Origin of the sequence: Piscinibacter defluvii (assembly GCF_004011805.1) — a bacterium.
GTDB lineage: Bacteria > Pseudomonadota > Gammaproteobacteria > Burkholderiales > Burkholderiaceae_C > Piscinibacter > Piscinibacter defluvii.
In genome coordinates this window covers 1-4,306 of record NZ_RCHJ01000066.1, presented here as the reverse complement: position 1 = coordinate 4,306, position 4,306 = coordinate 1, and the positions used below count along the sequence as shown (strand labels likewise).

Here is a 4,306-nt window from a genome sequence, read left to right as displayed (position 1 = left end):
GTAAGCAATGGGATGGACGCCCCCACCTGACGACGGCATCGAAGTGCCACAGTGGATGTGTCAGCAACCACTCGATCGGAAGGAGCGTCCGCCATGGAGATTACGACGATCGGCCTTGATCTGGCCAAGAACGTGTTCCAGGTCCACGGGGTCAACGAGCGCGGCAGGTCGGTGCTGCGCAAGCAGTTGAAGCGCGACCAGGTAGCTCCCTTTTTCGCGAACCTGCCGCCTTGCCTGATCGGCATCGAGGCCTGTGCCAGCGCTCATCATTGGGCCCGCAAGCTGCAGTCGTTCGGCCACACGGTTCGGCTGATGGCGCCGCAGTTCGTCAAGCCGTACGTCAAGAGCAACAAGAACGATGCCGCTGATGCAGAGGCGATCTGTGAGGCGGTTAGCCGGCCCTCGATGCGCTTCGTGCCAGTCAAGAACATCGAGCAGCAGTCGGTGCTCTCACTGCACCGCGTCCGTCAGGGCTTCGTCAAGGCACGCACCGCGCAGGCCAACCAGATCCGGGGCCTGCTCGGCGAGTACGGCCTGGTAGTGCCGCAGGGGATTGGCTACATCGCTGAACGCGTGCCGGCGCTGATCGAAGATGCAGAGAACGAACTTCCTGGCACCTTCCGGCTGCTCATCCAGCGACTGCTCGAGCATTTGAAGATTCTGCAGAAGCAGGTCGACGAGATCGAGCTGCAGATCAAGGCGTGGCACCGGGCCAGCGAGGCGAGCCAGCGTCTGGAGAAGGTGCCTGGCATTGGGCCGTTGACTGCCACGGTGCTTGTCGCCAGCGTCGGCGATGCGAAGAACTTCGACAACGGGCGCCAGTTCGCCGCATGGCTGGGCGTGGTGCCACGACAGCACTCCAGCGGCGGCAAGCCGACGTTGCTGGGCATGAGCAAGCGCGGTGATGCCTACTTGCGCACGATGCTGATCCACGGCGCGCGTTCAGTCATCTACCGGGCCACCCAGCGCGCCGATGCCGACAGCTGGCTGGTGAAGCTCACGACGCGCCGTAACAAGAACATCGCGGCAGTCGCCATGGCGAACAAGACGGCGAGAACGGTCTGGGCGCTCCTGGCTCACGGCCGGGAGTTCAAGCAGGGATACGCCGCGGCCTGAAGCAGCACCGACTACAGCGACAGCAAAGGAGATCCCTACCGCCGATTGCTCAGGCAACCAGCAAGTTGATGGCACGACAGGTCAGACCGTGGTTGGCACAGCCCGCGCCGGACGAGGCACTTCGAGTGCGTGTAAGCGATTGGGCGCCGACCAGCAGAACCCATCAGGGACAGCGAGTTCGTCTCGCATCTGAAGTCCGAATGTACGGGTGCAATCTTTTCCTCAGTGCGGCAGCGAACTGGAAGCTTGGCAAACCGGGGGCGTCCATGTACGTCCGGTGAACACCACCTGATCAGTGGGCCACCGATTTGGAGAACAGATTGATCGTCAGCACCCCGGCCATGATCATGCCGATTCCGGCGAGCGCGGGGGCGTCCAGTGTCTGCTTGAACCACAGCCAGCCGACCGCCGACACCAGCACAATGCCGACGCCCGACCAGATGCCATAGGCTATACCCGTTGGTATCACTTTGAGGGTGATGGAGAGGAAGTAGAACGAGACCGCATAGCCTGTCACGCTGGCAAGCGTAGGCCATAGTTTTGTCATGCCTTCCGATGACTTGAGGAAGCTGGTGGCAGTGACTTCCGCAATGATCGCAACGCCGAGATAAACGTAATTCATGTTCATTCAGCGACTGTATTGGGTCTGGCCGTATGAAGCCATTAATGCCCCGCCTCGAGCCGAAGGGTATCGCCCGCCCCTTTTGACGGTTTAGTGGAACTCTGAGCACACGAATGGTGGATGCCGACAGCAGCTTGGCCACCGGGATGGCCGCATTTAGGTGGCGGCAGGATTCCAGTGGTGCGGCAGAAGTTCCACGATCCGATTTGCTGGCTGGGTCGGCAGGCGCTCGAGGATATCGCGCAGGTACACGTAGGGATCGTGGCCATTGAGCCGAGCCGAGTGCACGAGGCTCATGATTGCTGCGGCTCGCTTGCCCGCGCGCAAGCTCCCAGCGAACAGCCAGTTCTGCCGACCCAGCGCTATAGGCCGGATGCGGTTCTCCACCCAGTTGTTGTCGATGGGCAGGTCGCCATCGTCGAGGTAGCGCGTCAGCGCCACCCAGCGCTTGAGGCTGTAGTCGATAGCCCGCGCGGTGGCTGATCCATCGGGAACACGCTGGCGTTGCTGTCGCAGCCACTGGCGCAGCGCGTCCGCCAACGGCCGGGCAGCCTGTCTGGCATCGAGCCTGGTTTGTGTGTCGGCATTGGCGCCACCGCGCTCCAAGTCATAAAGCTGCGCGAAGAACTTCAGCGCCTGCTCGCCGACCTGGCTGCCGTGATTGGCCCAGAGTTCGTGGAACTTGCGCCGTGCGTGCGCCATGCAGCCCGCCTCGGTCACGCCCAGCTCGAAGCAGGCCTTATAGCCGGCGAAGTCGTCGCAGACGAGCTTGCCTTGCCAGCCGGGCTGGCAAGGCGTGCCCGGCAGTCCCAGGAACTCGCGGGCATGCTGGCCACCGCGGCTGTCGGCGAAGTCGAAGACGACGGCCTGCAGCGGGTTGAACTGTGTCGTGCAGTAGCTCCACAGGTAGGCGCGGTGCGTCTTGCCGTGGCCTGGCTTGAGCATCGCCACCGGCGTCTCGTCCGCGTGCAGCACACCCTGGCCGAGAAGTTCCCGGGTCAGTGCATCCACCAGCGGCCGCAGCTGCACACCGCATTCGCCCACCCACTGGGCAAGCGTCGAGCGTGCGATGGCGTGCCCGGCGCGCTCGAAGATGGCCTCCTGCCGGTACAGCGGCAGGTGATCGAGATACTTGGCGACGAGCACCTGGGCCAGCAGGGCGCTCGTCGGCAGGCCCTTGTCGATGACGTGCGGCGCGACCGGCGCCTGCACGATGCGCTCGCAGCACTTGCACACCCACTTGCCGCGGATGTGTCGCTCCACCGTGAAGACGCCGGGCTGGTAGTCCAGCTTCTCGGCCACGTCCTCGCCGATGCGCTGCAGGGCCTGGCCACAGCCGCAGGTGGTGCTCTCGGGTTCATGGCGAACGTCGCGGCGCGGCAGGTGCGCTGGCAGCTTCTCGCGCCGGGGCCGCTGGCGCTCGCCAGTGGCCCGAGCGGGCTGCAATGCTTCAATCTCGGCGGCCACGGCCGCCAGGTCAGCGTCCAGCGTCTCGTCCAGCAGGCTCTTCTGCTCGGCGCTGTACCGCTCGCTCTGCGCAGCGAACTTCAAGCGCTTGAGGATCGCGTTCTCGTGCGTGAGCTTGTCGATGACAGCCTGCTTGAATGCCACCTCGGAGCGCGCCGCTCGCAAGGCGTCGCGCAGTTGCTGGGCATCGAGGGTGTCGAGGTCGTCGGCGATCACGAGAAGGCATCGTGCCGAACCGACGCCAAGTGCGCCATCGGCACATGCCGCAATTGCACGCGGGCCTACGGCACGCGCGGCTACAGCAGCGTGATGACTCCTGCCTCGCCGACGCGCTGCCAGGGCAGCCCCAGAACCAGGGCATCGAACTGGGCGCGGCTCAGGCTCAAGGTGCCGCTCACATCGCGAGGCCAGACGAAGCGGCCGACATTCAAGCGCCGTGCGGCCAGCCACACACCAATCCCGTCATGGACCAGCACCTTCATCCGGTTGGCCCGGCGGTTGGCAAACAAGTAGGCGTGGTGTGGCCGTGCCGCGCCGAAGACCGACACCACGCGAGCCAGGGCAGCCTCAGTGCCGGCGCGCATGTCCAGCGGCTCGACAGCGAGCCACAGCGCATCCACCCGGATCAACGCAGCATCTCACGAAGCCAAGCGCCGCAAGAAGCCGCGCTCGCCATTGGCCAGCGCACCCGCACGGTGACCGAACCCCGTTGCAGGTCCACCTCGACGAACTGCGGTGCCTCGACCGTCGGTGGCGCCGCCGGTACAACGCTCACTGGCACGAACGGGTCGGCGATAGCGGCGCCTCGATCATGGGCCACCGTGCGCCGCCACTTGTGGACGAGGTTGGCATTCAAACCATGGCTCATCGCCACCTTGGCCACGGACGCACCAGGTGCCGCGCATTCAGCAAGGACTTGCCGCTTCAGTTCCGGGTCGTGGCGCCGGCGCGTGTCCGGCTTGGCGTCTGGCATGGTGTCCACCTATCTCGTTTGGTGGACACCATCCTGGCTGGCGCGGCCGCAGCGTTCAAGATGGGTTCGCCGGACGTACATGGACGCCCCCGGTTTGCCAAGCTTCCAGTTCGCTGCCGCACTGAGGA

At 64.8% G+C, this 4,306-nt stretch carries 5 protein-coding genes; 1 reads left to right on the top strand and 4 read right to left on the bottom strand.

Translation table 11 applies throughout. From position 1 onward, the window contains the following. Positions 1–93: 93 nt before the first annotated feature. Complete coding sequence (locus D9C15_RS32610) at positions 94–1,116, top strand: IS110 family RNA-guided transposase (RefSeq protein WP_128003621.1); 1,023 nt, start codon at positions 94–96, stop codon at positions 1,114–1,116. A gap of 292 nt (positions 1,117–1,408) precedes the next feature. Here D9C15_RS32610 and D9C15_RS32605 read toward each other — a convergent pair whose 3' ends face one another. From D9C15_RS32605 to tnpA, 4 genes are all read right to left on the bottom strand, one after another. Beyond that, positions 1,409–1,738, bottom strand: a complete 330-nt coding sequence (locus tag D9C15_RS32605; RefSeq protein WP_197028825.1) for an SMR family transporter — start codon at positions 1,736–1,738, stop codon at positions 1,409–1,411. Between the two features lie 156 nt (positions 1,739–1,894). After that, positions 1,895–3,421 (bottom strand): IS66 family transposase, encoded by a 1,527-nt coding sequence (gene tnpC / locus D9C15_RS32600; RefSeq protein WP_036235453.1) that lies wholly within the window; start codon positions 3,419–3,421, stop codon positions 1,895–1,897. 80 nt (positions 3,422–3,501) lie between these two features. Next, the gene (gene tnpB / locus D9C15_RS32595; RefSeq protein ID WP_152543622.1) at positions 3,502–3,825 is read right to left on the bottom strand and encodes an IS66 family insertion sequence element accessory protein TnpB; all 324 of its coding nucleotides are present in this window, start codon (positions 3,823–3,825) and stop codon (positions 3,502–3,504) included. Between the two features lie 5 nt (positions 3,826–3,830). Next, entirely contained in the window at positions 3,831–4,178 is a 348-nt protein-coding gene (tnpA, locus tag D9C15_RS32590) for an IS66-like element accessory protein TnpA (RefSeq protein WP_036235458.1), read from the bottom strand. Positions 4,179–4,306: the final 128 nt, after the last annotated feature.